Origin of the sequence: Halomonas sp. Mc5H-6 (genome assembly GCF_024124705.1) — a bacterium.
Lineage (GTDB): Bacteria > Pseudomonadota > Gammaproteobacteria > Pseudomonadales > Halomonadaceae > Vreelandella > Vreelandella subterranea.
Genome location: NZ_JAMXSI010000015.1, coordinates 36,633 through 60,119, shown reverse-complemented (window position 1 = coordinate 60,119; position 23,487 = coordinate 36,633). Strand labels below are relative to the sequence as shown.

Annotated in this window: 22 protein-coding genes; all 22 read left to right on the top strand. The window is 56.4% G+C overall.

Annotated elements, in window-relative coordinates; all coding sequences use genetic code 11:
- The first annotated feature begins 5 nt into the window (after positions 1 to 5).
- The 22 genes from NH395_RS16520 to NH395_RS16405 all read left to right on the top strand — a co-directional run bounded on the left by NH395_RS16520 (position 6) and on the right by NH395_RS16405 (position 23,419).
- Positions 6 to 1,322, top strand: coding sequence for a UDP-glucose/GDP-mannose dehydrogenase family protein (locus NH395_RS16520; RefSeq protein ID WP_253026399.1), 1,317 nt, complete (start codon positions 6 to 8; stop codon positions 1,320 to 1,322).
- A 204-nt stretch (positions 1,323 to 1,526) separates the two neighbouring features.
- Positions 1,527 to 2,879, top strand: coding sequence for a flagellar filament capping protein FliD (gene fliD, locus NH395_RS16515; RefSeq protein ID WP_253026397.1), 1,353 nt, complete (start codon positions 1,527 to 1,529; stop codon positions 2,877 to 2,879).
- A 210-nt stretch (positions 2,880 to 3,089) separates the two neighbouring features.
- Positions 3,090 to 4,490 carry a flagellar filament capping protein FliD gene (gene fliD, locus NH395_RS16510; RefSeq protein WP_253026395.1) on the top strand — a complete coding sequence of 467 codons (1,401 nt, stop codon included), beginning with the start codon at positions 3,090 to 3,092 and terminating at the stop codon, positions 4,488 to 4,490.
- A 245-nt stretch (positions 4,491 to 4,735) separates the two neighbouring features.
- On the top strand, positions 4,736 to 6,793 hold the full coding sequence (locus NH395_RS18400; RefSeq protein ID WP_290443880.1) for a flagellin: 2,058 nt from the start codon (positions 4,736 to 4,738) through the stop codon (positions 6,791 to 6,793).
- 102 nt (positions 6,794 to 6,895) lie between these two features.
- Positions 6,896 to 7,243: a hypothetical protein gene (locus NH395_RS16495; protein WP_253026393.1), complete on the top strand. Its 348-nt coding sequence runs from the start codon at positions 6,896 to 6,898 to the stop codon at positions 7,241 to 7,243.
- 26 nt (positions 7,244 to 7,269) lie between these two features.
- Positions 7,270 to 7,461: a hypothetical protein gene (locus NH395_RS16490; RefSeq protein ID WP_253026391.1), complete on the top strand. Its 192-nt coding sequence runs from the start codon at positions 7,270 to 7,272 to the stop codon at positions 7,459 to 7,461.
- 175 nt (positions 7,462 to 7,636) lie between these two features.
- Positions 7,637 to 9,295: a methyl-accepting chemotaxis protein gene (locus NH395_RS16485; protein WP_253026389.1), complete on the top strand. Its 1,659-nt coding sequence runs from the start codon at positions 7,637 to 7,639 to the stop codon at positions 9,293 to 9,295.
- 137 nt (positions 9,296 to 9,432) lie between these two features.
- A complete protein-coding gene (locus NH395_RS16480) occupies positions 9,433 to 10,203 on the top strand; it encodes an amino acid ABC transporter substrate-binding protein (RefSeq protein WP_253026387.1) in 771 nt (256 codons plus the stop codon).
- 68 nt (positions 10,204 to 10,271) lie between these two features.
- Positions 10,272 to 10,940, top strand: coding sequence for an amino acid ABC transporter permease (locus tag NH395_RS16475; protein WP_253026385.1), 669 nt, complete (start codon positions 10,272 to 10,274; stop codon positions 10,938 to 10,940).
- The gene (locus tag NH395_RS16470; protein ID WP_253026383.1) at positions 10,937 to 11,692 is read left to right on the top strand and encodes an amino acid ABC transporter ATP-binding protein; all 756 of its coding nucleotides are present in this window, start codon (positions 10,937 to 10,939) and stop codon (positions 11,690 to 11,692) included. Before NH395_RS16475 ends, NH395_RS16470 begins: the two co-directional genes overlap by 4 nt.
- A gap of 263 nt (positions 11,693 to 11,955) precedes the next feature.
- A complete protein-coding gene (gene rpsT, locus NH395_RS16465; protein WP_066316664.1) occupies positions 11,956 to 12,222 on the top strand; it encodes a 30S ribosomal protein S20 in 267 nt (88 codons plus the stop codon).
- Between the two features lie 79 nt (positions 12,223 to 12,301).
- Positions 12,302 to 13,879: a murein biosynthesis integral membrane protein MurJ gene (gene murJ / locus NH395_RS16460; RefSeq protein WP_253026381.1), complete on the top strand. Its 1,578-nt coding sequence runs from the start codon at positions 12,302 to 12,304 to the stop codon at positions 13,877 to 13,879.
- A 91-nt stretch (positions 13,880 to 13,970) separates the two neighbouring features.
- The gene (ribF, locus tag NH395_RS16455; protein ID WP_253026379.1) at positions 13,971 to 15,008 is read left to right on the top strand and encodes a bifunctional riboflavin kinase/FAD synthetase; all 1,038 of its coding nucleotides are present in this window, start codon (positions 13,971 to 13,973) and stop codon (positions 15,006 to 15,008) included.
- Between the two features lie 7 nt (positions 15,009 to 15,015).
- A complete protein-coding gene (gene ileS / locus NH395_RS16450) occupies positions 15,016 to 17,847 on the top strand; it encodes an isoleucine--tRNA ligase (protein ID WP_253026378.1) in 2,832 nt (943 codons plus the stop codon).
- Positions 17,840 to 18,379, top strand: coding sequence for a signal peptidase II (lspA, locus tag NH395_RS16445; RefSeq protein ID WP_253026439.1), 540 nt, complete (start codon positions 17,840 to 17,842; stop codon positions 18,377 to 18,379). Before ileS ends, lspA begins: the two co-directional genes overlap by 8 nt.
- Before the next feature lie 24 nt (positions 18,380 to 18,403).
- Positions 18,404 to 18,850, top strand: a complete 447-nt coding sequence (gene fkpB, locus NH395_RS16440) for an FKBP-type peptidyl-prolyl cis-trans isomerase (RefSeq protein ID WP_066316678.1) — start codon at positions 18,404 to 18,406, stop codon at positions 18,848 to 18,850.
- A 61-nt stretch (positions 18,851 to 18,911) separates the two neighbouring features.
- Positions 18,912 to 19,892 (top strand): 4-hydroxy-3-methylbut-2-enyl diphosphate reductase, encoded by a 981-nt coding sequence (gene ispH, locus NH395_RS16435; protein WP_253026376.1) that lies wholly within the window; start codon positions 18,912 to 18,914, stop codon positions 19,890 to 19,892.
- Positions 19,893 to 19,957: 65 nt separating this feature from the next.
- Positions 19,958 to 20,389, top strand: coding sequence for a type IV pilin protein (locus tag NH395_RS18395; RefSeq protein WP_290443878.1), 432 nt, complete (start codon positions 19,958 to 19,960; stop codon positions 20,387 to 20,389).
- Between the two features lie 4 nt (positions 20,390 to 20,393).
- Complete coding sequence (locus tag NH395_RS16420; RefSeq protein WP_253026374.1) at positions 20,394 to 20,897, top strand: GspH/FimT family pseudopilin; 504 nt, start codon at positions 20,394 to 20,396, stop codon at positions 20,895 to 20,897.
- Entirely contained in the window at positions 20,894 to 21,325 is a 432-nt protein-coding gene (gene pilV / locus NH395_RS16415) for a type IV pilus modification protein PilV (RefSeq protein WP_253026372.1), read from the top strand. Before NH395_RS16420 ends, pilV begins: the two co-directional genes overlap by 4 nt.
- Positions 21,322 to 21,996, top strand: a complete 675-nt coding sequence (locus NH395_RS16410; protein ID WP_253026370.1) for a prepilin-type N-terminal cleavage/methylation domain-containing protein — start codon at positions 21,322 to 21,324, stop codon at positions 21,994 to 21,996. Before pilV ends, NH395_RS16410 begins: the two co-directional genes overlap by 4 nt.
- Before the next feature lie 10 nt (positions 21,997 to 22,006).
- Positions 22,007 to 23,419 (top strand): PilX N-terminal domain-containing pilus assembly protein, encoded by a 1,413-nt coding sequence (locus tag NH395_RS16405; protein WP_253026368.1) that lies wholly within the window; start codon positions 22,007 to 22,009, stop codon positions 23,417 to 23,419.
- The last annotated feature ends 68 nt before the right edge of the window (positions 23,420 to 23,487 follow it).

Sequence of the window (23,487 nt, the reverse complement as noted above, 5' to 3'; positions counted from 1 at the left end):
GCGGCATGCATATCAGTGTTTTTGGAACCGGTTACGTAGGATTAGTCGCAGGCGCCTGCCTGGCCGATGTCGGCCATCAGGTCACCTGCATGGACGTTAACGCCGAGCGGATCGCCCAGTTGAATGCCGGTGAAGTGCCCATCTTCGAGCCGGGCCTCAGCAATATCGTGGCGCACAATGTCGACGCCGGGCGGCTCAGCTTTACCACCGACGCCGAGCAAGCCGTGCGCGATGGTGAGCTGGTGTTTATCGCCGTGGGCACCCCGCCGGATGAAGACGGTAGCGCTGATCTCCGCTACGTACTGGATGTCGCGCGTACCATCGGTCAGCACATGAACAATTACAAGCTGGTGATCGACAAATCCACCGTGCCGGTAGGTACTGCTGAGAAGGTGCATGCAGCGATCAGCGAAACCCTCGCTGCCCGTGGCGTCGATGTCCCGTTTGATGTGTGTTCCAACCCTGAATTCATGAAAGAAGGCGCCGCAATTGAGGACTTTACCCGCGGCGCACGAATTATCGTCGGGACTGAAAGTGAGCGGGTAAAAGAGCGCATGCACGAATGCTACGCCCCCTATAACCGTAACCACGAAAAATTGATGTTCATGAGCGTGCGCGCGGCAGAGCTCACCAAATACGCCGCCAACGCCATGCTGGCCACCAAGATCAGCTTCATGAATGAGATGGCCAACCTTGCCGAACGTCTCGACGTGGATATTGAAGACGTGCGCCGGGGCATCGGCAGCGACCCGCGAATTGGCTATCACTTTATTTACCCTGGCTGCGGTTATGGTGGCTCATGCTTTCCCAAGGATGTGCAGGCCCTCGAACGCATCGCCCGCCAGTTGGGCTATACGCCTGCGCTGCTCAGTGCGGTGGAAACGGTCAACCTGCAGCAAAAACAGACGCTGTTCACCAAACTGCAAACATCACTGGGTAATGTGGCGGGTAAAACCATCGCCGTGTGGGGGCTTGCTTTCAAACCCAATACCGACGATATGCGTGAAGCGCCCAGTCGCACGCTGATGGAAGCGCTCTGGCAGGCAGGCGCCAAGGTGCAGGCCTTCGACCCTGAAGCCATGGCTGAATGTCGCCGGATTTATGGCGAGCGCGACGACTTGCTGCTCGCCGGCGACCGCATCCAGGCAGTGAAAGGCGCGGATGCCCTGGTGATCTGCACCGAATGGAAGGCGTTTCGCAGCGTCGATCTGGAATGGCTGGCCGGCCAGTTAAACGACAAGCTGGTGGTGGATGGACGCAACCTGTTTACTCCAAGCGCCGCCCAGGAAGCGGGACTTACATACTTGGGGGTAGGTCGCTAGCGTGCACTCGCATACGCTTGGTTACATTTTGGTACTTAAAAATTAGCTAGAATGTTCAAGGTTGTACTTTATAAGCCGAGTCAATAAGTAATCAGCAATGAAATAAACATATTTGACGTTGGCAACACGTCAGCCCAGCAAGGTTTGTGGATGGGCGCTAATGAAGGCGGTTGCTCCACTCGTTTCAAAAAAGGCGGTTAGCGTATGGGTGCTATTTCTTCTCTCGGTATAGGGTCAGGGTTGGACCTGAACGGCTTGCTTGATCAGCTTGAAGACGCTGAACGTGAAAAGCTTGTCCCGATTGAGCAACAAGTAGAAACCGAAAATACCAAAATATCGGCCTATGGGCAGTTGGAGAGTGCGCTTTCCGAGTTCCAGGACTCGGCGAGTGCACTTGCTGACGGTTCCCTCTTCGAGAGCCTGTCGACCAATGTGAGTGGAGAATCAGTGGGCGCTGCCGCCGATGAAACTGCCATGCCCGGCAGTTACAACATTACCGTGGATACCTTGGCCACGCGGGGTACGTTGGCCTCCGAGGGTGTAGACGACGCGGAAGCGGCACTCACCACGGCCGCCCAGGACATTACGTTCGCCTTTGGCGACGGCAGTGAAACGACGGTTGCCATCGCCGCCGACAGTTCGATGGAAGATATCCGCGATGCCATCAATGCGGATGAAAACGCGGGGGTCAATGCCACTATCATCAACGATGGCACCCAAGATCGGTTGGCACTAAGCTCACGAGAAACCGGTGCGGATGCATCTATCAGTAACTTCTCGTTTAGCGATGCCGCCCCGTTCGCTGCTGATACAGCAAATACATTGCAGGATGGCACCGACGCTGCTTTAAACGTCAACGGCATCGATATCACCAGCCCGACCAATCAGGTCGAGGGTGCGATTCAAGGCGTTACGCTGAACCTGCAAAGCGAGGGCGATAGCACCGTTGCGGTAGAGCAGGACACTCTTGCCGTGCGCGAAGCAATCACATCGTTTGTCGATTCGTATAACGCGCTGAAAGAGTCAACAGGCGAGCTGACCAACTTCAACCAGGAGACCGGCGAGGCCGGGCCACTCAATGGCGACAGCACGGTTCGCACCGTTGAATCCCGTATGCGCAGCGTACTTAGCGGCGGTGTCGCGCAAGAGGGCGATGGCTTCTCGATGCTCAGCCAAGTAGGCATTTCGCTTGAGGTTGACGGCACGCTCTCGCTGGATAACGACCAGCTAAATGACGTCGTCGCCAACGACCAGCAGGCTCTATCTGAATTCTTCGCGGGCAGTGGCGATAACACTGGCCTGGCAGGTCAAGTGAATACCGCTGTGGAGCAGATGCTGAGCTCAAATGGGACCGTAAGCGGCGCAATCAGCGGCAGTGAAAGCCGGATCGAATCACTCGGCGACCGCTACACCAGCATGGAGCAGTCCATCGGCCAGACCATCGACCGCTACCGCACTCAATTTGGCGAGTTGGACGGCATGATCGCCGAGATGAACCAGACCAGTAACTACTTAACTCAGCAGTTTGATTCACTGGATGCTCAGTTAGGTCGCTAACACGCAGTCAATACAGCGAGTTACGTTTAAAAGTCTGCCTTGCGCAGGCTTTTTTGCATCCTGAGGTCGCCATCAATATCTAAAGCAATAAAAAAGCGCTAAAGTTGCGCTCACTTTGACCGATAATATTTTTATTAAATTTGCGTTGACGTGGCGTGAGTGGCCCGCAGTGCAGTGGATAGGTTTAGCCTTTTACTGAGGACTCCCAGTATGGCAACGATTACCTCTCTAGGTATTGGCTCAGGCCTTGACCTCAACGGCTTGTTGGATCAGTTGAACGATGCCGAACGCGGCAAGCTCGCGCCAATCACCCGTCAGCAGGAACAACAGGAAGCCAAGATTTCCGCCTACGGCAAAATCCAGTCATCCATGGATAAATTCCAGGATGCGGTTGATGCTCTGAATGATCCCAAGCTCTACCAAAGTCTTTCCGCCAATGTGCGTGGCGATGAAATCTCCGCGACCACCAGCGCGGATGCCTTGCCCGGTAGCTACCGCGTCGAAGTCACTGCGCTGGCTACCAGTGGCACGTTAGCTTCTCAGCGGGTAACCGATAGCGACACTCCTCTCGATATGGGTGGCGCCACCCAACTGCGGCTGGTTTTTGCAGGTCCAGACACAGCTAGCGTTAATATCGACATAGCCGCGGACAGCAGCCTGGAAGATATTCGTGATGCCATTAATGCTCGCAAAGATGCAGTTGTCAGCGCTAGCGTGATTTTTGATGGGGAAGGCTACCGCCTTGCCCTTAGCTCCAGCGAGACGGGCTTGGATGCCTCGGTAACCGGCTTTAGTTTTGTGAATGCGGATGGCACAGACGTTACCACGCCCCCCTTCACGAGCGACACCGCACAAAGCGGCCAGGATGCCGCTCTGACGGTTAACGGCATTGCGATTACCAGCGCCAGCAACAGTATTGACGATGCCATTCAAGGTGTGACGCTGAACCTGGGCGAGCTAAACCTGGGGGCGGGCGAAACTGCCAGCAGTACCGTCAGCGTGGAGCGCAACACGCTCAAAGTGCGCGAGGCCATCGGCGCATTCGTTAAAGCCTTCAATGACGTCAAAAGCACCATAGGCACCGCAACCAACTATGATGCCGGTACGGATACGGCAGGCGAGCTGGTCGGCGACAGCACCGTGCGCACCATTGAAAACCGCCTGCGCAGCGTGCTGACCAGTGGCGTGGCGGGTGGTGAGCTAGCCTCGTTGAGTCTACTGGGTATTACCCTGCAGCGCGACGGCACGCTGGAAATGGATGACGACGCTGTCAGCGATTTAGCCAAAAACAGCCCGGATGCTCTCAGTGACTTCTTTACAGGCGTGGAAGGCAATGATGCCTCTCAAGGGTTGGCCAGCAGCCTAAGCACCACGCTTGAGCAGCTAATGAGCAAAAACGGTACCCTGGGCAATGCCATCAGCGGCGCGGAAAATCGCATCGACAGCTTGAAAGACCGCTATGAGCGTATGGAAAGCACTATCGAGCGGACTATTAGTCGTTATCGCGCTCAGTTCGGCCAACTGGATGCCATGATCGCCCAGATGAACAGTACCAGCGAATACTTGACCCAGCAGTTTGATGCGCTGGATCATCAGTTGGGCCGCAAGTAACCCGTTCGCTAGCTAGCCAGCAACCGCGTGAGTTTTATCAACAGGGCCGAAAGGCCCTGTTTGCGTCTCAAAATGGCAGTAAGTACCGTGTTTACGTTTGTTAACATTTTTCTGGCGTATTTTGTTATTTTTTTGGCATTAACCCTAAAGGTTCTCCCCGCCGCGCCGTTAATTAAAATAACGGCACACACAGTGGCCGAAAAGCGGGCCTTCTAGGCCAGTGTCCAAGCAAGGAGAATCACACCATGTCAGTGATCAATACCAACATCACATCGATGATCGGCCAGCAGAACCTGAACAAATCTCAGAATGATCTGCAAACCTCCATGGAGCGTTTGAGTTCTGGCCTGCGTATCAACAGCGCTAAGGATGATGCAGCTGGTCAGGCCATCGCTAACCGTATGAGCAGCCAGATTACAGGTCTAGCCCAGGCGCAGCGTAACGCCAATGACGGTATTTCCGTTGCGCAAACTGCTGAAGGTGCACTCAACCAAGTTAACGACAACCTACAGCGTATTCGTGAGTTGGCGGTTCAGGCTGAAAACGGCACCAACTCTTCTAATGACTTAGAGTCCATCCAGAATGAGATTAATCAGCGTCTTGGTGAGATTGATCGTATTTCTGGTGAAACCAGCTTTAACGGCACCAAAGTGCTGCAGTCTGATGAAGGCATGAAAATTCAGGTTGGCGCCAACGACGGCGAGGCGATTACCATCGACCTGAAAGAAATAAATGTTAAAACGCTGGGCATGGAAGGCTTTAACGTTACCGGTGCCGGTGAGATTGATAACGAGGCTGCTATCAAGGATGATTTAACCTTGGCGGGAGCAACTCAAGTTGGCACCACCAATGAGTACGTGTTGTCCACCGATAATAATTCCGCATCAACTCTTGAGGTGCTTGGTAAGGCGGCTTCTGGTGACTCTATCGCCATTGAAGGTACGACTTATACCAAACAAGATGATGGATCTTACCAGTTTGGTCAGACCTACGCTGAAACTCCTGCTGACACTATAAAATCAGCTATGGAGCCAGCTCTTGGTGAAACTAAAACTGCCACGGTATCCATTGGCGGTGAAAGTACAGACATTACTATTGCAAGTGATGGTAATATAACTGCTACTGCAAGCGGCAATGCTTTGTACCTGGATTCCACAGGAAACTTGACAGAGAATGGCTCTGGCAACCCCCCTGCTGCAACTATTGATAACTTGTCAGACTCACTGGCAGCACGTAGCGGTGACAGTATCGCTATCGACGGTGGTGCAACTTACACCACGGGTGCGACTATCACTGATTTGACAGATCAGGGAGGTGCTGCAGTTACTTCTGCCGATACAGCAACTAGTCTTACTGCAACTGCCGGTAATACTGTCACTGCTGATGTCACTCTTAATGGCACAACTACAAGTATTACAGTTGATGATGCAGGTGCTGTAACAGATGGTGCGAATGCTCTTTACATTGATTCAGACGGTAATTTTACTACTGATGATAATGGTGGGGCTCTTACCCAAGCTACGGCAGCAGATGTAGCAGACACTGTTTCTGCCTTCAGTGGTTCTATCACTTTCACTGATGCTGCTAATACTTCTGGCACAGCTACAACAGGTGATACCTACTCTGGTAACGGCCGTGAAGTGGCAGCAACCGGTCTGACTATTTCCGAGTCTGGCGTCAATGACGTTCTTAAGGCTGCTGCAGATAACGACTATACCCTCACGCTGAATATTGAAGATAGCGCTGGCAATACCGATACACAAACAATCGATTTCACTGTCGCAAGTAATGCTGTGACTGCTATTGAGTTCGGTACCTTTACGGATGATGGTAATGGCGAGGGGAGTGCTCTCGGTGCTGCGGATGCTACCGTTCGCCTTAGTGCTGATGATGGTAGCTTTACTGACCAGACTACAACTGACGTCAGCTACTTTGCCCAGGAAAACGGTAACGTGACTAACGATTCTGGACAGCGTATCTATAAAGATGCAGAGGGTGACTTTACTACTCAGGCGACAACAGAAGCTGAGCGTTCGTCTCTGGGTGATGTGGACGACGCGCTTTCAACTGTTGACAGTTTGCGTTCCGACCTTGGTGCGATCCAGAACCGTATGGAATCAGCGATCGAAAACCTGAGCACTACCGAGACTAACCTCTCTGCTGCCCGTTCGCGTATCGAAGATGCCGACTATGCCGTAGAAGTGGCTAACATGACTCGCAGCCAGATCCTTCAGCAGGCGGGTACCTCGGTACTGGCACAGGCCAATCAGATCCCGCAGAACGTTCTTTCTCTGCTGGGTTAATCGGTTAGCTAAGCGGTTAATAGCTGTGAACATAACGGGGCCGCAAGGCCCCGTTTTTTCTATAAGATGAGCCATAAAGCGTATAGAGGTAAAACTTACCCAATGAGTCATAAAAGCATTTCTGCCCATGAGGTGATGTACGATTTAATTCCCAGGCTCAACGCTTTGGAAGGGCAAATTAACAACACTGTGGAAGCTATGATCACGGCAAGCCAGTCACCTGTTGAGAAAAAACGGAACGAAAACCTCAAAATAGAGTTCGAGCTGGAGTTGACGATGATCCGAATGAATCTTCAGCACCTGTTAAGCCGCTACCAAAATGAGTTGCAAGCTGTGACCCGGGACGATCGTCAAGATATCTTGCTGGCGCTAGATAAACACGAGACCGTTGCGGTACAAAGTGCCAAGGCTTTATACGACCGCGTGCAACGCCTTCAGCAAGGCCACTAATACGGTGGCTGAAAAGTGAGTCAACCATGAGCCCGGATGAGCACGAACGCGTCGCGAAGGAACTCGAATCGTTAATTCGCGATACCCAAGCGACAATTGAACGTGCCGAAACCCACGGCCTGGACCGAACATCCCCCGAAGACTTCCAAGCCCTGCTGGATATTGTCGACAGTGCTGTGAAGCAACAACGCGAGCATACCCAGGCGATGTTAGGTTGATAAAGCCGCCGCGCTTTTCCCCAGGTGGATACAACGTTTATTGAATGCAATATTTCTCTACGCCATCTACTCAAGCCCACCGCGTCGAAGCCGATAGTAGAAAGACAGGACACAGCTACATTCTGCCAGGGTTGGCTATCACCATAATAAAGATGACAACTCAAAGGCTGATGCAATGCTGGAAAAACTCCATAAGATCAATGTGAAATACACCCTGGCGTTTATCCTGGTGGCCCTGTCGCTGCTGGGCGTCGTGGTGGTCGATAGTCTGCTTGTCCAGTCGATGCGTGAACGCATGACGGCGTTCAGTGGCTCCTTTAACCCGGCCGTTTCAGCGGTGCTCAATGCGGACCGCGACCTCTACCAGGCACGGGTGGCCGAACTTGAAGTACTGCGTGAAGCGCCGGGCAGTGAGGGGGCAAGCGCTCAGTACGACGATTACCGCGAAAATGCCGAGCAGGCGTACGACCGAATGCATGACTTCCTCACGTTGCTAGAGGCATATCCGCAGGTAAGCGAAGGGCTTGAGCCGTTCGAGGATCGTTTCACGGCATGGGAGGCGGCGTCCCAGCGTGTTTTCGACCTGCATGCAGACGGCGAGCTTGATGCCGCCGAGGCGCAGTTGGAGGGAGACTCGTTAGCGGCTTTTAACTCTTTGCGTGAGCTTTACAACATTGCCGGTGAAAGCGCTGATGCGCGTGGCCTGGCGCTGGAACAAGAAACACTGGCGGCAGTCGCCGTTCAGCAACGCTGGGTGATGGGTTTCACGGCATTGGTGTTATTGGCCACACTGGTGATTGCCTTGATGGGGCCGAACCTGATGTCCCGGGCGCTTCGCCAGGTCAGCGGGCGGATTCGCGATATTACTGAAGGCGAGGGGGACCTTACGGCACGTATTGATAGCCAGCGGCGCGACGAAATTGGCGAATTGGCCCGCGAATTCGATGGCTTTATTGCGCGCATGGATGTCAGCTTCCAGGCGGTGCGCGATGGTGCCCGGAATGTCAATGTGGCATCGAACGAGATTGCCTCCGGCAGCGAGGACCTCGCGTCCAGAACCGAGCAGCAGGCATCCGCCCTCCAGGAAACGGCGTCTAGCATGGAAGAGATGTCCTCTATCGTGCGCCAGAACAGCGAGTCGGCCAGTAATGCCGATACCATTTCCAGCCAGGCGGCTGAAAAAGCCGAGAAAGGCGTCAAAGAGGTTCAGCACTCGGTTGAATTGATGCGCGAGCTTGAAGCCAGTTCCCGCAAGGTGGGCGAGATTGTGGAAGTCATCGATTCGATTGCTTTCCAGACCAATATTCTGGCGCTCAATGCCTCGGTCGAGGCGGCGCGTGCGGGTGAGCATGGCCGTGGGTTTGCGGTGGTGGCCAGCGAAGTGCGCAATCTCGCCAGCCGCAGCGCGGATTCCTCCAACAAGATTCGCGAGATGATCACGGATATCAGCCAGCGTATCGCCAGCGGCGCCGAGCAAGCGGTACGGAGCGGCGAGGGGATTCAGGATACGGTGGAGGCTATCCGCCAGGTATCGGGGCTGATGAACGAGATTTCGCTGGCCGTGCGCGAACAGGAATCCGGTATTCAGCAGGTGGGTACGGCGCTGACGCAAATGGATTCCGCCACGCAGCAGAACGTCACGTTGGTGTCGCAAACCAGCAGCTCGGCGGCGTCGCTTCAGCAGGAAGCCAACCGGCTCACCCGCCTGGTGGATGCCTTCAAGCTTAGTGGCGATGCCTCAGGCAGCGCGTCGCCGTCGTTACCCAAGCCTGCCACTCAACAGGCGCACCAACGCAACACGAAAAGAAACGAACCTGAGTGGGAAGCGTTTTAGATGAACCGCCGAAAACGCCTTCAGCTATCAAAAAGATCAATGGGGAATAAAAAGCAGCTTTTATATTCTTTTATTAGCAGTTGATGGAGGGGTAAAATGGCACTATTGCTTTTAGCTATCCAACAGGAATCACCACCATGCGACTGACACGCAAACTGACGATTACCCTTACCGCACTCTCATTGAGCATTGCCAGTGGCGTATTTGCCGCCACGGCCCAAGCTGATACGCTCCGCGTCGGCATGTCGGGCGGCTATTTTCCCTTTACCTTTGTAGAGCAGGATGAGCTCAAGGGCTTTGAGGTGGATGTCATGAACGCCGTTGGCGAGATTACCGGTGATGATATCGAGTTCGTGACGGCGAGCTTCTCGGGCCTGGCGGGGATGCTGGAGTCGGGGCGTATCGATACGATCGCCAACCAGATCACCATTACCCCAGAGCGTGAAGCCAAGTATGTATTCACGGAACCCTATGTTTATGACGGTGCACAGGTGGTGGTAAAGGCTGGAAATGACACTATTGAAGGTGTCGAAGATTTATCCGGCAAAAGCGTGGCGGTGAACCTGGGATCTAACTACGAGCAGTTGCTGCGTGAGCAGCCCAATGCCGATGAAATCGATATTCGCACCTATGAGTCCAACATTGAACAGGATGTGGCCTTGGGGCGGGTAGAGGCATTTGTGATGGATCGCGTGAGTGCGACCCAGGTCATCAAGGAGAAAGGCCTGCCTTTAGAGCTGGCGGGCCAGCCTTTCTCGACCATCCAGAATGCGTTGCCGTTTCGTGATGACGAAGCGGGCCGTGCGCAACGCGACCGGGTTGGCGATGCCCTGGCAGAGCTACGCGAGAGCGGTGAGCTGCGCAAGATATCGGAAAAGTGGTTTGATACTGATATCACTCAGCCGTAACGGCTGGTCTACTCCGTGTAACGCGGCCGTGGCATTGCCACGGCCGTTTGCTTATAAGCGATGCTGCTATGCTCAACCTTGAATATATGTGGGGGCTGCTGCCGGTTCTGCTGCGCTATTTGCCACTCACGCTTCAAATGGCGACGATTGCCATGCTGTTTGCGCTGGTACTGGCGTGCCTGCTGGCGGTGGTTCGCGTGTCGAAGGTGCCGTTTTTAAATGGGCTTTCGTTGCTGTTTATCTCATTTTTCCGCGGTACACCGCTGCTGGTTCAACTGTTTCTTTTCTACTATGGCTTACCGCAGCTGTTTAGTTCGTTGATCGCTATTACCGGCGTGACTGCCGCTGTGTTGGGGCTGACACTGCATTTTTCTGCCTATATGGCCGAGTCCATTCGCGCGGCAATTGTGGGCATTGACCGTAGCCAGACCGAAGCCGCGCTTTCCATCGGCATGACCCAGCCACAGCTGATGCGCCGCATTATTCTGCCCCAGGCAACCCTCGTGGCAACGCCGACGTTGATGAATTACTTCATCGACATGATCAAGGCGACCTCGCTGGCCTTTACGCTGGGGGTGACGGAATTGATGGGTGCCACGCAAAAAGAAGCGTCGGGCAGCTTTCTCTACTTAGAGGCATTTTTACTGGTCGCGGTGATCTACTGGGTCATCGTGGAAATACTGTCCTGGGGGCAACGCCGGTTAGAAAGCTACCTGAATAAGGCCTACCAACGATGATTTCTCTGCAAGGTATTACCAAGCGTTTTGCAACACATACCGTGTTTCAGGACATTGATTTGAGCCTCGCGCAGGGCGAGATTATCGTGATTATCGGCCCTTCCGGAACGGGCAAGTCAACGTTGCTGCGCTGTATTAACTTCCTGGAAAAGCCGGATGCCGGGCGTTTACAGGTGGGCGATTTAAAGGTTGATACCCAACGCGCCAGCCGGGCCGATATTCTGGCGCTGCGTCGGCGCACGGCCTTTGTCTTCCAGAACTACGGCCTTTTCGCCAATAAGACCGCGCTGGATAATATCAGTGAGGGGATGATCGTGGTGGACAAGCTGCCGAAAGCCAAGGCGCACGCGCGAGCCAGAGAGATACTGGAGCGTATCGGCCTGGCCGATAAGGCAGATGCTTACCCCGCGTCTTTGTCAGGCGGCCAGCAGCAGCGCGTAGGCATTGGCCGAGCCATGGCGGCTAACGCTGACGTGATTCTGTTCGATGAGCCCACGTCGTCGCTTGATCCTCAGTGGGTCGAGGAAGTATTGAGCCTGATGAAGCAACTGGCGGTTGAGCGCCAGACGATGATCGTGGTCACCCACGAGATGCAGTTCGCCCGGGAAGTGGCCGACCGGGTTGTTTTCATGGACGAAGGCGGCATTGTCGAGCAGGCCCCGCCCGAGGAGCTTTTTACCGCGCCAAGGGATGAACGGACGCGTCACTTTCTGCGCAAGATTTTGGCGCCCATGGGACAGGCCGCGCCGTAAGGCTTTCGCCATCGTGTCGAGTGACTACTGCTAGCAAGCCCGCATTCTGCGTGATAGACTATGCCATCCTCTCAGACAAGACCCGTGAGCGGGCAGCTGAATTGAACTGCTCGCTACACTATTTTGGTCGGCTTATTGCACAAAATTAGCCGCCAAAACAATTGGTTGTTACGGAAGCGTCGCATCGGCCGTGTCGGCTCGCGACGAACACATAGTTAATCCGTTGCCCTTTAGCGGCAACCTTATTCTCCAAGGAGATACCAGTGGCGAACAGCAAGCAAGCTCGCAAGCGCGCCCGCCAGGCCGAGAACCGTCGTGTCCTGAAAGCTAGCCAACGTAGCATGGTCCGTACCTACATTAAGCGCGTACTCAAAGCGGTTAAGACAGGCGACCATGGCAAGGCGATGGAAGAGTTTAAAGTGGCGCAGCCGGTCATTGACCGCATCGCTGATAAAGACGTCCTTTCCAAGAAGAAAGCCGCACGTCTGAAAAGCCGCTTGAACAAGCGCATTAAAGCACTGGCGGCGTAAGCCGGCAGGCGCCTTAAAAAACCGGCTGCGGCCGGTTTTTTTGTGTCTGTGGATTGCCAAGGGAAGGATAGCGAAGGCGATGACCGCGAATTCGCAGCAGCAAGGACAGGAGCAGCCTCGGGGGCGTGGATTGATGCGCTCGGGGTTGATAGTCAGTGCCATGACCATGTTGTCGCGGGTCATGGGGCTGGTGCGCGATGTGGTGGTGGCGGCGCTGCTGGGCGCGGGCGACGGGGCCGATGCGTTTTTCGTGGCCTTCAAGATCCCTAATTTTCTGCGCCGACTGTTTGCTGAAGGCGCGTTCAATCAGGCCTTTGTGCCGGTACTTTCCGAGTACTCGACCCAGCGCGACAAGCAGGAAATTCGCGAGTTGCTCAATGCCGTGGCGGGGAGCTTAACCGCGATTCTGGCGCTGATTACCGCGCTTGCCATGCTGGGGGCGCCCTGGTTGATCTGGCTGTTTGCACCGGGATTTGGCCGCGATCCGGAAAAGCTCGCCATGACGGCGGACATGCTGCGTTTGACCTTCCCGTATTTGCTGCTGATTTCGCTTACCGCCTTTGCCGGTAGTGTGCTGAACACCTGGAACCGCTTTGCGGTCCCGGCGTTTACTCCAGTGCTGCTGAACCTGTCGCTGATTGGGGCGGCCTTGTTGCTCACCCCGTTGATGACAGAGCCCGCGATGGCGCTGGCCTGGGGCGTGTTGATTGCCGGGGTGGCGCAACTGGTGTTCCAGGTGCCGTTTTTGCTGCGCCTGGGGTTGATGCCCATCCCGTGGCCCAACCTGGCGCATGAAGGCGTCCGGCGAATATTGAAGCTCATGGGGCCGGCGCTGTTTGGCGTGTCGGTATCGCAGATCAACCTGCTGCTGGATACCGTGCTGGCTTCGCTGTTGGCCGCGGGTAGCGTGTCGTGGTTGTATTATTCCGATAGGCTGGTGGAGCTCCCGCTGGGTGTGTTTGGCGTGGCGATTGGCACGGTGATCTTGCCCGCGCTTTCCAAGCGCCACGCTGACCAGTCAAACGCGCACTTTGCCGCCATGCTCGATTGGGCAATCCGCATGGTGCTGCTGCTGGGGCTGCCCGCCGCGCTGGCGCTGGTGGTATTGGCAGAGCCGCTATTGATCACGCTGTTCCATTACGGCGCGATGACCGATACCGATATCCAGATGGCGGCGATGAGCCTGCGCGCCTACGCCGTTGGGCTGGTGGCCTTTATGCTGATCAAGGTGCTGGCACCGGGCTTTTTTGCCCGCCAGAACACCAAGACCCCGGTGAAGGTGGCCATCTTTGCCATGGTCGCCAATATGGTCTTCAACCTGATGCTGGTTTGGTCGCTAGCCCACGCCGGGTTAGCGTTGGCCACGTCGCTGTCGGCGTTTTTAAATGCCGGGCTGCTTGGTTACCTGCTGCGTAAGGAAGGCGTACTGGTGTTTCAGCCCGGCTGGGGGCGCTTTGCGGTGCAACTTTTAGGCGGCTGCGCGTTGATGAGCATTGCGCTGTACGCCACCGCGCCCGAGTGGACAACCTGGCTTGCCATGAGTCTGTGGCAGCGGGTCGCCTGGGTGTCGGGGCTGGTGGCGCTGGGCGCGGGGCTGTACTTTGCCTGGCTGGGTGCGCTGGGGTTACGGGTGCGGCATTTGAAAATGCGCGCCTGACGCTGCACGACAGCGGCCAGGTTCGTTATAATCGGTGGCTTTGCTGCCTGCTTCTTGAGCGGGTGAGCGGGCTAGCAACGGCTGAGGTGCCATGCGGGTCATTCGAGGTTTGCACAATTTAACGGCGTCATCGCGGGGCTGCGTAGCGACCATCGGTAATTTCGATGGGGTCCATCGCGGCCATCAGGCGATCTTGCAGCAATGCCGCGAGCACGCCGCGCGCTTGGGCGGCCCGCTGACCGTGGTGGTGTTTGAACCCCAGCCGCGGGAGTTTTTTGCCGGTGACCAGGCGCCGCCCCGGCTGACACGGCTGCGTGAAAAGGTCCGCTTGCTGGGTCATCACGGTGCCGAGCAGGTGCTGTGCCTGCCGTTTAACGATGCGCTACGCAGCCTCACCGGCCGTGAGTTTATCGATCAGGTACTGGTTGACGGTCTGAATGTAAAGCACCTGGTAGTCGGCGACGACTTTCGCTTCGGCTGCGACCGGCGCGGTGATTTTACCCTGCTGGAAGCCGTGGGCCGCGAACAGGGCTTTGGCGTTGAGCATACCCGTACCTTTACGGTAGACGATGAACGCGTTTCCAGCTCGCGGGTACGTACCTTGCTGGCCAGCGGTAATTTTACCGCCGCCGCCCGTCTGCTGGGGCGGCCCTATTCGGTGGATGGCCGGGTGGTGCGCGACCAGCAGTTGGGGCGCACTATTGGCGTGCCCACTGCCAATCTGCCCATGCTGCCCCAGCCGCTTACGCTGCGCGGTGTATACGCCGTTGTTGGCGAACTGGAAAACGGCGAGCGTCATTTGGGCGTGGCCAACGTTGGCTTTCGGCCCACGGTGGGCGCCACACGGCCGACCCTGGAGGTTCACCTGTTCGATTTCTTAGGTGATCTCTATGGCCAGCGCATGACGGTGGTGCCTTGCGCGCGGCTGCGGGGCGAGGTGAAGTTTGACGATATCGAGGCGTTGAAAGCGCAGATTGGGCGCGATCAGCGTCAGGCGCGGCGCTATTTTGCGACCGCCGCTGCTGGCAAAAACGCAACATTCCCGCTGGCCTCGGCCCCGCTCGGGCGAGAGACCGCATCTTCTGATTCCTCCTTGGCGGGCGATTCCGCCGAAGATAACGACGGCTGACCGGACTATGGATTATAAGCACACGCTAAACTTGCCAGAAACCGATTTTCCCATGCGCGGTATGCTGCCCAAGCAGGAGCCGGGGCGGGTGTCCACATGGCAGGACATGAACCTCTACCAGCGCCTGCGCGAAGCCCGCGCTGGGGCGCCGCTGTTCGTGCTCCACGATGGCCCTCCCTACGCCAACGGCAGCATTCATATCGGTCACGCCGTCAACAAGATTCTTAAAGATATTATCGTCAAGTCGAAGAACCTGGCAGGCTTTGACGCGCCCTATGTACCGGGTTGGGACTGCCACGGCCTACCCATCGAGCACAAGGTGGAAACCACCCACGGCAAGCACCTGGCGCCGGACACCGCCCGGGAGCTGTGCCGTGAATACGCCGCCGCGCAGATTGAAACCCAACTGACCGATTTCGTACGGCTGGGCGTGGTGGGCGACTGGGATCACCCCTATCGTTCGATGGATTTTGCCAACGAAGCGGGCGAGATTCGTGCGCTAGCCGATATGGTCGACGCGGGCTATGTGTTCAAGGGCCTGAAGCCGGTTAACTGGTGCTTTGACTGCGGCTCGGCGCTGGCTGAGGCGGAAGTCGAGTATGCCGACAAGAAGTCCGACGCTATCGACGTTGCCTTCCCCGTTGAAGACGCCGACAAGCTGGCGGCCGCATTCGGTTTAGACACGCTGCCCAAGCCCACTGCCGTGGTGATCTGGACGACGACCCCCTGGACCATCCCTGCCAACCAGGCGTTGAACGTCCACCCCGAGTTCACCTACGCGCTGGTCGATACCGGCGAGCGTCTGCTGCTGCTGGTGGAAGACCTGGTCGAAAGCTGCCTGGAACGCTATGCAGTGAGCGGTGAGGTAATTGCCACCGCCAAGGGCGCGGCGCTGGATCTGATCAATTTCCGTCACCCTTTCTATGACCGCCTGTCGCCGGTGTACCTCGCCGACTACGTCGAGGCCGAAGTCGGCAGCACGGGTATTGTCCACTCCGCGCCGTCCTACGGCATGGATGACTTCATTACCTGCCGCGAGCACGGCATGGAATTTGACGATATGCTCAACCCGGTGCAGGGCAACGGCGTTTATGCGGACGACCTGCCGTTCTTCGGCGGCCAGATGATCTGGAAGGCCAATCCGCATATCGTCGACAAGCTGCGTGAAGTGAACGCGCTGATGGCCCACACCCCGATCACCCACAGTTACATGCACTGCTGGCGGCATAAAACGCCGGTGATCTACCGTGCTACGGCCCAGTGGTTTGTGGGCATGGATATCCAGGGCAAAGACGGCAAAACCCTGCGCGAGCGTGCCCTGGAAGGCATTGCAGCGACCAAGTTTACCCCCGCCTGGGGGCAGGCGCGTCTGCACAGCATGATCGCCAATCGCCCGGACTGGTGTATTTCCCGCCAGCGTAACTGGGGTGTGCCGATTCCGTTCTTCCTGCACAAGCAGACCGGTGAGCTGCACCCGCGCACCGTTGAACTGATGGAAGAAGCCGCCAAGCGCGTCGAGCAGGAAGGCATCGACGCCTGGTTCAAGCTCGACCCGTCCGAGCTGCTGGGTGCCGAAGCCGCCGATTACGACAAGGTGACCGACACCTTGGACGTGTGGTTCGACTCCGGCACCACCCACCGTCATGTGCTGCGCGGCTCGCACCCGCATGGCCACGAAAGCGGCCCGCGGGCGGACCTGTACCTGGAAGGCTCCGACCAGCACCGTGGCTGGTTCCATTCGTCGCTGCTGACCGGCTCGGCCATCGACGGCCACGCGCCGTATCGCCAGTTGCTGACCCACGGCTTCACCGTGGATGCCCAGGGCCGCAAGATGTCCAAGTCGATCGGCAACGTGGTCGTCCCGCAAACGGTCATGGACAAGCTCGGCGCTGACATTCTGCGCCTGTGGGTCGCCTCGACCGATTACTCCGGCGAAATGGCGGTCTCGGACGAGATCCTCAAGCGCACCGCGGATGTCTACCGGCGTATTCGCAACACCGCACGCTTCCTGCTCTCCAACCTCAACGGCTTTGATCCGGCGAAGGACAAGGTGGCGTTTGGCGACATGCTGGCGCTGGACCGGTGGGTGGTCGACCGTGCCGCGCAGTTGCAGGGGCGTATCGACACCGCCTACGACGAGTACCGCTTCCTGGATGTCTATCAGCAGGTGCACGGTTTCTGTGCCCGTGAGCTGGGCGGCTTCTATCTGGATGTGATCAAGGATCGCCAGTACACCACCCAGGCGGATTCGCTGGCCCGGCGCAGCGCACAAACCGCGCTTTACCACGTGGTCGAGGCGCTCTCCCGCTGGATCGCCCCGATCCTGTCCTTCACCGCTGAAGAGATTTTTGAGCATATTCCCGGTGAGCGCGGCGACAGCGTCCTGCTGGAAACCTATTACACCGGCCTTGAAACGCTGGATGATAATGCCGCGATGGGGCGTGGTTTCTGGGAGCAGGTGCTGGAAGTCAAGCACGCGGTCAACAAGTGTCTGGAAGATGCCCGTAATGCGAAGGTGATCAAGGGCAGCCTGGCGGCGGAAGTCACGCTTTACGTGAGCGACGAGCTCAACGCGACGCTGACCAAGCTGGGCGACGAGCTGCGCTTTGTGATGCTGACCAGCGAGGTAACGCTTAAACCGCTGGCTGGGGCCCAGAATGCTGAAGCCACCGAGCTTGAAAGCCTGAAGGTCGCGGTGGCGCAAAGCGAGCACACCAAGTGCGAGCGCTGCTGGCATCATCGTCCGGACGTAGGCACCCATGAGGCGTATCCCGATCTATGCGGCCGCTGTATCAGCAACCTCCCCGAAGGCAGCGGCGAGATTCGTGACTATGCCTAACGCGCCCCATACGCCTGATACCCCTTCGCAGCGGCCGCCGATGCACCGGCCGCTGCGCTGGCTGTGGCTGGCAGCAGCGGTGGTCGTGCTGGACCTGTCGACCAAGTATCTGGCCAGCAGCCTGTTGAGCTACGCCCAGCCGGTGGAAGTACTGCCGTTTTTCAACCTGACGCTGTTGCATAACCCGGGAGCGGCGTTCAGCTTTTTGGCCGACCATCCCGGCTGGCAGCGCTGGTTCTTTGCGATTATCGCGATTGGCGCAAGCATCGGCCTGAGCATTTGGCTCGCGCGGATCAAGGCTGACGAAAAGCTGCTGGCCGTGGCGTTGCCGCTGATCATCGGCGGGGCGCTGGGCAACCTTTTTGACCGGCTCGTTCACGGCTATGTGGTCGACTTTCTGTCCTTTCACGCGGCGGGCTGGTACTACCCGGCATTTAACGTGGCGGATATTGGCATTACCCTGGGGGCTGCCGGGCTTATCTGGGAGTCGGTAATGGGCGAACGGCGACGCAAAAAAGCCCAGCGGCCCTAACCTCCCTCAACAGCGAGTAACGCAATGAGCGATTATTTAATTGATGACGGTATGGAAGTGTCCTTGCACTTCACGCTCAAGCTGGAAGACGGCACGGTGGTCGATTCGACCAAAGAGAAAGTGCCCGCTACCTTTCAGTATGGCGACGGCAATCTGCCCCCCGGCTTCGAGCACCCGATCAAGGGCATGGCGGCGGGGCAGGAAGGCAGTTTCGAGATTACCCCTGAACATGCGTTCGGCCAGCATAACCCGCAGAATATTCAAACGCTGAAGCGTGACGACTTCGGTGATGAAGTCCCCGAGATTGGTATGGTGATGTCATTTGCCGATAAAGCGGGAACGGAATTGCCAGGCGTGGTCAAAACGATCGAGGGAGACCGGATCGAGGTCGACTTTAATCATCCTCTGGCGGGGCGTACCCTGACGTTTGAGGTGGAAGTGCTCGACGTGAAGCCGGTCACGACACACTGAGAGCCCACCTATCTGCAGGGGCGATATTCATCCAACGGTGTTCAGCATCAAGGCGCGACTTATGCAATCACAGCAGCAAACACACCCCATCGAGATCAAGCTGGCCAACCCGCGAGGGTTTTGCGCGGGAGTCGACCGTGCCATCGATATCGTCAACCGGGCGCTGGATGTGTTTGGGCCGCCGATCTACGTCCGCCACGAAGTGGTCCATAACCGTTTCGTGGTGGAAACGCTGCGTGAGCGCGGCGCGGTGTTCGTCGAGGAGCTGCACGAAGTACCCGACGATGTGATCGTGATTTTCTCCGCCCACGGCGTCTCCCGTGCGGTACAGCAGGAAGCCGAAGAGCGCGGCCTGAAAGTCTTTGACGCCACCTGCCCGCTGGTCACCAAGGTGCATCTTGAAGTGCTGCGCTACGCCAAGCGCGGCCAGGAGTGCATCTTGATCGGCCACCAAGGCCACCCGGAGGTCGAGGGCACCATGGGGCGTTACGATACGGCCAGCGGTGGGCGCATTTATTTGGTGGAAGACGAGCACGATGTCGCCAACCTGGAGGTTAAAGACCCAAGCCAGTTGGCCTTTGTGACGCAAACGACCCTGTCGATGGATGACACCGCCAAGGTGATCGATGCGCTGCGCGACAAGTTCCCCGAGATTCAGGGGCCGCGCAAGGACGATATCTGCTACGCCACGCAGAATCGTCAGGACGCGGTGCGTGAACTGGCTGCCGATAGCGATCTATTGCTGGTAGTGGGTAGCCCCAACAGCTCCAACTCGAATCGCCTGCGCGAGCTGTCCGAGCGTATGGGCACGCCCGCTTACCTGATCGACAATGCCGAGCAGATCGAGCCCCAGTGGTTGAATGGCATCAACCGTATCGGCGTAACCGCCGGGGCGAGCGCGCCGGAAGTGCTGGTCAAGGGTGTCATCGAACGCCTGCAGACCATGGGCGCCACCGCGCCCCAGGAACTGCTTGGCCGGGAAGAGACGATTACCTTCTCGATGCCCCGTGAACTGCGCGAGCAGGTGATCGCCAGCAGCTAATACCTGGCAGCCAATCCAAGCCTACGTAATGCAATGCGTATGGGTTTGCGACATACTGAAATGGTATGAGTCAACCAATACAGGAGCAACGCCGCTTGCATTACGTCTCTCATCCCCCCTTGTTACGTCACGGTCAGCGCGGCTTTACCCTTATTGAATTAATGATCGTGCTGGCCATCATCAGCATCGTGGCGGCCATTGCCTACCCCAGCTATACCCGCTATGCACAAAAATCGCTGCGCACCGACGCCCATGCGGGGCTCATGCAGGCGGCGTCCGAGCTTGAGCGGTGCTACACGCGCACTTATGCCTATGCCGCGAGCTGTCTGGAAACGAAACAGTCACCTGAGAAAAACTATGCCATTGGGTTTTCCAGTGAGGGTGGAGACGGTGGTTATACATTGACGGCAACGACCAGGAACGGCCAGGACGATGGCTGCGATGAGCCGTTGACCCTGGATGCCAAGGGCACGCAAGCACCCGATGAGTGCTGGTAGGCCTATGCCTCAACGCGGCTTTACCCTCATTGAGCTGATGATCGTGCTGGCTATCGCAGCATTGTTGCTGCTGCTGGCGGCGCCCGCTTTCACTACGTTCATGGCACGCCAGCAACTGGCCGGTGATGTTAACCAGCTGCAATCGGTGCTGACCTTTGCCCGTAGCGAAGCGATCAAGCAGCGTAAGCCCATCACGGTGGAATTTTCCCCGCCCAACGAACTCAACGCTGCGCGCCGCCCTGAAGCGTGCAACGACGCCCCGTGGTGTTACTGGGCCGAAAGTGCTCAAGACGGCGGAGAGGCGAGCGTCATGCGCGTAGGGCAAACCGACAATATTACCCAGCCCGAAGGCAGATTCTCTTTAGTGTTTGAAAGCCTGGGCGATGCGGATGTCAGCGACTGTGATGACGGTGATGGCCAGTGCGAGATTACGCTCTCGGGAGGCGCTATCGACCCTGTGACGATTCGGGTTCGTGAAACCGGCAGCCTGCGCAAGGTGCCCTTATGATGTCACAGCGTGGCTTCAGTCTAGTTGAAGCACTGATTGCACTGCTGGTGTTGTCGCTGGGCCTGATGGGCGTGGCCGCCATGCAGCTAAAAGCCCTGCAAAGTGCGACCCAGGGTTACCAGCGCTCGGTGGCAAGCGTCGCCGCCGTCGACGCCCAGGAGCGAATGTGGGGGCAGTTGGCAAAACTTGAGCCTAGTCAAAATTGCGATGATATCGACCTCGGGGCGGTTCAAACAGCCTGGCAAAGCCACTGGTTTCAGGAGGAAGACCATTCGCCGCTGCGCAACGCCGTTGAATCGCAAAGCGATATTACCCGGGAGAGTGGAGGTAGCAGTTGCCAGTTCACGGTCACCCTGGTGCTGGGCAGCGGTGATAACGACAAGTTGGACTACCGCTTTCGCCTGCCTAGCCTGGAGGACCTGGAATGAGGCACGCTCAACGCGGGTTTACCCTGGTAGAGCTGATGGTAGCGATGGTGATCGGCACCATCATCATTCTGGGGGCAGGGCAACTGTTTCTCACTACTTTTCAAACCTTTCAAAACGTCGACAAGATCAGCCGCAAGCAGGAAAACCTGGTATTTATCGCCCAGCGCGTTACCCGCGAGATCCGTCAGAACGGCCCCGGGCGCTTCACGCTTGAATGTGAGTCAGAGCAGGTGCAGGAAAAAGACCAGTGCACCTGCACCGTGGCAGATACTGACGAGGGCAACCAGCCGTTGGTCAGTTTCCGCAAAGACCTTGCCAGTGATGCTATGGCCAGCCAATGCGAAGAGCCGGTACGCGATCTCGGCGAGCCCTTAGAGAGTAATGATGCTCTTTATCGCGTGGCATTACCTATCGAAAATAATGGTGAGTCGCTCATCTTCCATGTCGCTCATCGCGCAGCGGTGCTGGATATTGAAAATGCGGGAAATGGCGGTAATGGCAGCGATGGTGGGAACGGCAACAATGGCGGGAATGATGGCAACAACGGAAACAACGGAAACAACGGAAACAACGGAAACAACGGAAACAACGGCAATAACGGCAATAACGGCAATGGTAATGGTAATGGTGGAAACGCTAATGCGGGCGGACGTGGTAACCCTAATAACTAGGTAAATGCATATGAAACAACAAGGAGCGGCATTAGTGATCGTCATGGCTCTGCTTGCCGGCGCCATGACACTTGGTCTCTCAGGTATGCAAACTGCCTTGGTAGATGAGCGTTTGGCGGGCAATTATCGTGCTGCCACCTTGGCACAAATGGCGGCAGAGTCCGGGGCGATTGTCAGAGGCGAGAAAAATTCAACAATTGATAGTGATGTGAGCTGTGAAGCGCTGAAAAAATCAGTTCAACGTAATGCCGCCGCGTCCGCAAATTTTTCAAAATTCAATGCCATTGAGTCGCCGGCTGGAAATAGCGATGTCGTGGCAGGGTATTATTTTGCCGAATGTCAAAATGCCGGCAAAAGCTCAGAGCTCATTGTTGGGCAAGTTAAACGTAATGCAGATGTTTCGGTGAATGAGTTCATAGCCGTCGATTATTATGTGCTTTACCCCGATGCAAGTGGAGGTTCTTCTCCTGGTGAAGGAGGCGGCGGTAATAATAGCTTCGGTAGCGGAGCGGTCGTGGCAGGCAAGGGGGGCGTTAGATTAACGGGAAGTGCCCGTGTGAGTGGAGGGATAACGACAAGCGGTGACGTGGAAATTAAAGGCGGTGCTTCGGTGCCAGACTCAATTGATGCGGCTGGGGTGATTGATTCGCCAAACTACTGGGATGAAGATGACACACAAAATTTCCGGGAAAATGTTTCTTTTGACTCGGTTCAGCAAGATCCACTGAGTATTGAAGAGGTATATGCCTCTTTAGATAGAAAAACAGAGGCGCTGACAGAAGGCCCTTATGCATATGGCGATGTTCGCGTTGGGAGATATCCTTTAGTTGACGCCACAATAAGCGGCAATGGGCTTGTTGGTTTTAATGAGTCTAAAAAACCCGGTGAAAATCAAGTCATGGTAGAGGCTGAAGATTACGACGTATCAGAAGTGCCTATGATAACGGGTAATTATCCTGTAATGAGAACGAGGAACTTTAACCAAACAAACGGCAGCCTAACAGTAACAGGGGATGCCGTGCTTATCGTGGATGGCGACCTAACCCTTGGAGGCGGTGGTGATGAAGGGCTTATATTTGCAGGGGATAGTTCCTTAACAGTTCTGGTGACAGGTAATGTAGATCTAAAAAGTTCGTTGCAGATGCAAAATTTATCTGTGAAGACCGAAAGCGGGAAGCCAAGGTTCGCTATTTACTCATTGGGTGAAAACGTCAAAATTGCTGGAAGCTCCCAGGCGATGGCCATGATTTATGCGCCCTTTGCCTCTGTTGATATTCTTGGCAGTGGTGGTTTGAGGGGCGCTTTATGGGGAGAAAGCGTGGATGTAAGGGGTGCTGGCCGCATTATCGGTGAACGAAGTTTTATTGATGGTTCTGGTAGCGCAACTGACGGATCGGGAAGCAGTACCTGGGCTCCATTTTAGTAAAGGCTATTAAGGGGTTGAGGACGCCTCTACTTGCAATATCCAGCATGGTAGACTCCAATGCTCGG

Bases quoted from the DNA above. Each gene is read 5' to 3' on its own strand.
- NH395_RS16520 (WP_253026399.1), top strand. From the start codon at position 6: ATGCATATCAGTGTTTTTGGAACCGGTTACGTAGGATTAGTCGCAGGC.
- fliD (WP_253026397.1), top strand. From the start codon at position 1,527: ATGGGTGCTATTTCTTCTCTCGGTATAGGGTCAGGGTTGGACCTGAAC.
- fliD (WP_253026395.1), top strand. From the start codon at position 3,090: ATGGCAACGATTACCTCTCTAGGTATTGGCTCAGGCCTTGACCTCAAC.
- NH395_RS18400 (WP_290443880.1), top strand. From the start codon at position 4,736: ATGTCAGTGATCAATACCAACATCACATCGATGATCGGCCAGCAGAAC.
- NH395_RS16495 (WP_253026393.1), top strand. From the start codon at position 6,896: ATGAGTCATAAAAGCATTTCTGCCCATGAGGTGATGTACGATTTAATT.
- NH395_RS16490 (WP_253026391.1), top strand. From the start codon at position 7,270: ATGAGCCCGGATGAGCACGAACGCGTCGCGAAGGAACTCGAATCGTTA.
- NH395_RS16485 (WP_253026389.1), top strand. From the start codon at position 7,637: ATGCTGGAAAAACTCCATAAGATCAATGTGAAATACACCCTGGCGTTT.
- NH395_RS16480 (WP_253026387.1), top strand. From the start codon at position 9,433: ATGCGACTGACACGCAAACTGACGATTACCCTTACCGCACTCTCATTG.
- NH395_RS16475 (WP_253026385.1), top strand. From the start codon at position 10,272: ATGCTCAACCTTGAATATATGTGGGGGCTGCTGCCGGTTCTGCTGCGC.
- NH395_RS16470 (WP_253026383.1), top strand. From the start codon at position 10,937: ATGATTTCTCTGCAAGGTATTACCAAGCGTTTTGCAACACATACCGTG.
- murJ (WP_253026381.1), top strand. From the start codon at position 12,302: ATGACCGCGAATTCGCAGCAGCAAGGACAGGAGCAGCCTCGGGGGCGT.
- ribF (WP_253026379.1), top strand. From the start codon at position 13,971: ATGCGGGTCATTCGAGGTTTGCACAATTTAACGGCGTCATCGCGGGGC.
- ileS (WP_253026378.1), top strand. From the start codon at position 15,016: ATGGATTATAAGCACACGCTAAACTTGCCAGAAACCGATTTTCCCATG.
- lspA (WP_253026439.1), top strand. From the start codon at position 17,840: ATGCCTAACGCGCCCCATACGCCTGATACCCCTTCGCAGCGGCCGCCG.
- fkpB (WP_066316678.1), top strand. From the start codon at position 18,404: ATGAGCGATTATTTAATTGATGACGGTATGGAAGTGTCCTTGCACTTC.
- ispH (WP_253026376.1), top strand. From the start codon at position 18,912: ATGCAATCACAGCAGCAAACACACCCCATCGAGATCAAGCTGGCCAAC.
- NH395_RS18395 (WP_290443878.1), top strand. From the start codon at position 19,958: ATGAGTCAACCAATACAGGAGCAACGCCGCTTGCATTACGTCTCTCAT.
- NH395_RS16420 (WP_253026374.1), top strand. From the start codon at position 20,394: ATGCCTCAACGCGGCTTTACCCTCATTGAGCTGATGATCGTGCTGGCT.
- pilV (WP_253026372.1), top strand. From the start codon at position 20,894: ATGATGTCACAGCGTGGCTTCAGTCTAGTTGAAGCACTGATTGCACTG.
- NH395_RS16410 (WP_253026370.1), top strand. From the start codon at position 21,322: ATGAGGCACGCTCAACGCGGGTTTACCCTGGTAGAGCTGATGGTAGCG.
- NH395_RS16405 (WP_253026368.1), top strand. From the start codon at position 22,007: ATGAAACAACAAGGAGCGGCATTAGTGATCGTCATGGCTCTGCTTGCC.